The organism is Tepidimonas fonticaldi, from assembly GCF_007556755.1.
GTDB lineage: Bacteria > Pseudomonadota > Gammaproteobacteria > Burkholderiales > Burkholderiaceae_C > Tepidimonas > Tepidimonas fonticaldi.
The window spans coordinates 1-4,351 of the sequence record NZ_VJOO01000060.1 but is presented as its reverse complement, the minus strand read 5'-3'; the positions used below and the strand labels follow the sequence as shown (position 1 = coordinate 4,351).

The 4,351-nt window shown below is 66.5% G+C and carries 2 protein-coding genes and 2 pseudogenes; 2 read left to right on the top strand and 2 right to left on the bottom strand.

Features of this window, described 5'->3' with window-relative positions; all coding sequences use genetic code 11:
- Positions 1-530 precede the first annotated feature (530 nt).
- Together Tfont_RS14185 and Tfont_RS14180 are read right to left on the bottom strand one after the other, a co-directional pair.
- Complete coding sequence (locus Tfont_RS14185) at positions 531-1,928, bottom strand: coniferyl aldehyde dehydrogenase (protein WP_198410697.1); 1,398 nt, start codon at positions 1,926-1,928, stop codon at positions 531-533.
- 73 nt (positions 1,929-2,001) lie between these two features.
- A complete protein-coding gene (locus Tfont_RS14180) occupies positions 2,002-3,642 on the bottom strand; it encodes a GMC family oxidoreductase (RefSeq protein WP_143969916.1) in 1,641 nt (546 codons plus the stop codon).
- Positions 3,643-3,790: 148 nt separating this feature from the next.
- Between Tfont_RS14180 and Tfont_RS14175 the strand changes: the two are divergent.
- Both Tfont_RS14175 and Tfont_RS14915 read left to right on the top strand, forming a co-directional pair.
- Positions 3,791-4,186 (top strand): annotated as a pseudogene (locus Tfont_RS14175) (transposase); the annotation flags it as partial.
- Positions 4,185-4,351: pseudogene (locus Tfont_RS14915) on the top strand (IS91 family transposase); the annotation flags it as partial. The pseudogenes Tfont_RS14175 and Tfont_RS14915, both read left to right, overlap by 2 nt.

Sequence of the window (4,351 nt, the reverse complement as noted above, 5' to 3'; positions counted from 1 at the left end):
TCGCAAAAAAGGGCGGTTGAACTTCCTATACCCGGTGGAAATTCTCGGCACGCGAGCCCGCCAATCCGTGGAATTCTCGTTTGCATTCTCGTCGAATACAGACCAGAATTATCCCCGGCGGTCCGGGAAGACCGCCAATCAGAACCTATCCCACGTGGATACCTCTCTGTTCTGATACCCACAACCCGTTTGAGCCCGCGTCTCCCCGCGGGCTTTTCTTTTCCCTCGCCGCTCGTGCTCGCCAGCGCGCCGCACGGACCGATCGAACCGCCTTCTTTGCCGATATCAAAACAACCGAACTCGGAGGAGTCCGAAAGAACGAACGTTTCGGCGCGCGCAGCTAAATACTTCACAAAATTTTCGGGCAATTATCACAAAACCAACCCTCGCGAACGGGACCGCCGGTGCATTCCATGCCCATCCAGGCGGCAACGATCGCGAGCGGCGCCCGGCGAGCGCGCCGGCGCGTTTTCGAACGGGAGCGATAGGAAGGGACGTCCGCCCCGGTTTCAGGGCGGACACCGCGGGGCCTAGCGGATGAAGAGCCGATAGATCAGCTTGTTGACGAGACCGTACGGCGGATAAGCGAAGCGCGCGCCGTTGAAGCGCGGCTTCACGTACACGCTCTTGGCGTGCGAGAAGGTCAGGAAACCCTCCTTGCCGTGATAGCGACCGATACCCGACGGGCCGATGCCGCCGAAGGGCAGGTCGTCCTGGGCAATGTGCGAGAGCGTATCGTTGATGGAGACACCGCCCGCGTGCGTCTGCTCGAGCACCCGCCGTTGCCGCTGCTTGTCGTAATCGAAGTAGTACAGGGCCAAGGGGCGCGGATTGCGCCGCACGTACTCGAGCGCCTCGTCGAGACTGTCGTAGGGCACCACGGGCAGCAGCGGCCCGAAGATCTCCTCCTGTCGCACCAGCATGTCTTCCGTGGTGTCGAGCAGCAGCGTGAGCGGCAGCTTGCGCACGTCCTCCAGTTTCTCGGAGGCGGGGTTGATCTCGACGATACGCGCCCCCTTCTCGCGCGCGTCGCGCAGATACCTCGTCAGACGCTCGTACTGCCGGTCGTTGACGATGGCGGTGAAGTCCGGGTTGTCGCGCAGCGTTGGGTACATGCGCGAGACCCGGCGCTGGAAGGCCTCGACGAACCCGTCCACCCGGTCCGCGGGACAGAGCACGTAGTCCGGGGCGATGCAGGTCTGCCCGGCGTTGAGCGCCTTGCCGAAGGCGATGCGCTCGGCCGCGTGATCGAGCGGGACCGTGTCCGAGACGATCGCCGGCGACTTGCCGCCGAGCTCGAGGGTGACGGGGGTGAGGTGCTCGGCGGCGGCGCGCATCACCTGCCGCCCCACCGCCGTCGAGCCGGTGAAGAGCAGGTGATCGAAGGGCAGGCGCGTGAAGGCCTGCGCCACCTCCGCCTCGCCATGCACCATGGCGACGTGATCCTCGGGGAAGACCTCGCCCAGCATGGCCTCGAGGGTCTTGTTGGTGGCCGGGGTGAACTCGGACACCTTGATCATCGCCCGGTTGCCCGCGGCCAGCGCGGTCGCGAGCGGCTCCAGCACCAGCTGGATCGGGTAGTTCCAGGGCGCGATGATGCCCACCACCCCCAAGGGCTGGTACTGGACGAAAGCCTTGGCCGGCTGGAAAGCGGCCCCGACATGGCGCCGCTCGGGCTTCATCCACCGCCGGACGTTCTTGAGCTGGTAGTTGATCTGGCTGACCGTCGGCATGATGTCCGCGAGCATGGTCTCGTCGCGCGAACGGCAGCCGAAGTCTTCGTTGACGGCATCGGCCAGGCGCCCCTGATAGCGCAGGATCGCCGCCTTGAGCCGACGAAGGTTCTCGCGACGAACCTCGGCCGACGGCATGGGATCGCGGTCGAAGGCTCGCCGCTGGCTCTGGAAGACCTCCTGCATGCGGTCCATCTCGGACCGCGTCCGCTGGGCGTTCAGCGCCGTCACGCTCATCGTCGTTCCTCCCGCCAATCCACAGGTTCCCTCACTGGGCCGCCGCGACCGCCACGGTCGCGCTCGGCTCCCGGCCGCGCTTGCGGTCCTCGAGAATCATCTCCGCGCCCTTCTCGGCGATCGCGATGGTGGGCGCGTTGGTGTTGCCGCCGACGAGCGTGGGCATGATGGAGGCGTCGATGACGCGCAAACCCTCCATTCCGCGCACCCGCAGGCGCTCGTCGACCACGGCCGAGTCGTCCTGTCCCATCTTGCACGTCCCCACGGGGTGGTAAATGGTGTTCGCCTTCCGGCGCACGAAATCCCGGATCTCGTCGTCGCTCCGGACCCGTTCGCCGGGGAAGATCTCCGCCCCGCGGTAGGGATCGAAGGCCGGCTGAGCGAGCACCGCCCGCCCGACCTTGACCGCGCGCACCATCTTCTCCATGTCCTCCGGCGCCTCGAGGTAGTTGGGCTGGATGTGCGCCGGCTCGGCCGGGTCGGCGCTATTGAGCGAGATGTAGCCCCGGCTCTTCGGGCGGAGCTCGCAGATGTGCAGCGAATAGCCGTGGCCGAAGAGGAAGGGCAGGTTCAGGCCGTGGTTGTCGAGGCGCATCGCCGTGAGGTGGAACTGCAGATCGGGTATGGCCTGGTCGTCGCCGCTGCGCACGAAACCGCCGGCCTCGGCGCCGTTGGTGGCGAACATGCCCTGGCGCTTGCGCAGGTACTCGAACAGCGCGAAGACCCCCTTGTACAGGGAATCCAGGGCGAACCCGTACGAGACCGCCTTGCGGCACTTGTGCACGATCATGACATCGAGGTGATCCTGGAGGTTGCGGCCGACCCCCGGCAGCGAATGCCGGACCTCGATGCCGTGCCGCCGCAGCTCCTCGGCCGGCCCGATGCCGGAGAGCATCAGGAGCTGCGGCGAGTTGATGGCGCCCCCCGAGACGATCACCTCGGCGGCGGCGCGCAGGGTCTGCCGGACCCCGCGACGCCGGAGCTCGACCCCCACCGCGCGCCTGCCCTCGAGCAGGATCCGCGTGACCAGCGCGTCGGTGACGATATCCAGATTGGGACGGCTCTCGGCCTCGCGCAGGTAGGCCTGCGCCGCGCTCCAGCGCCGGCCGTTCTTCTGGGTGACCTCGTAGAGGCCCACCCCCTCCTGCTCGGGACCGTTGAAGTCGTCGTTGCGGGGATAGCCGGCCTGCACCCCCGCCTCGACGAAGGCCTTGGAGAGCTCGTTGGGCTTGCGCAAGCGGGCGACGTTGAGCGGCCCGCCGGTGCCGTGGTATTCGTCGCCCCCGGCCTCGCGGTTCTCGGCCTTGCGGAAGTAGGGCAGCAGCTCCTCGTAGCTCCACCCCCGGTTGCCCAGCTCGGCCCAGTGGTCGTAGTCCCAGCGGTGACCGCGGGTGTAGATCATCGCGTTGGTGGAGCTCGAGCCGCCCAGGGTCTTGCCGCGCGGCCAATAGAGGCGGCGATTGTCGAGATGGGGCTGTGGCTCGGTGTAGTAGCGCCAGTTCAGCTTGCGGCTCCACATCAGCGACAGGATGCCGATCGGCGAGTGGATGAGCGGGGACTTGTCCTTGGGCCCCGCCTCGATCAGACACACCCGCACGCTCGGATCCGCGCTGAGCCGGTTCGCCAGCACACAGCCCGCCGAACCCGCGCCGACAATGATGTAATCGTACATCGGCCTCCTCCTCCCATGGGGTATACGGATTTAAGGACACGCTGAACAAATCAGCATTTTACTGGAAATGAGCGAGAGTGACCGCATCCCTTGAGGGTGTCAGGATTTTTGTGTGAGGGGCCTACCATGACGACTTCCAGGAGCCCCCATGCCACGCAAGAAGAACCCCGCTGTCGCGAAGCCGGACGCCATTCTTCCCGACGAGCTGCTTGAGAAGCTGATCCCCGGACCGATGGACGCCGCCGGCGTCGAGGCCGTGTTCCAGAAGCTGAAGAAGGCCGTGATCGAGCGCGCCTTGGGGGCTGAGCTGGGCGTGCACTTGGCCAGCCCCGAGGGCGGCTGCGGGAACCATCGCAACGGCCGCAGCGGCAAGACCGTGCTGACCGACGGCGGGCCGCTGCGGATCGAGGTGCCCCGCGACCGGGCCGGCAGCTTCGAACCGCAGCTGATCCCGAAGCATGAGCGCCGGTTTGCCGGCTTTGACGACCGGATCATCTCGATGTATGCCCGCGGCATGTCGGTGCGCGAGATTCAGGGCCATCTACCCGTTGCGCTTCCTGTTCGCCAGCAAGCCTGAGGCGATCGGCCCGGTGCTGGGCATCGTGCATCGTGTGATCGCCGGTTGGCTTGCCGATCAGGCCGGCGTGCCGCGGGATACGGCGCAATGCGGTGCGGTGACCCTGATCCAGCGCTTCGGCAGCGCGCTGAA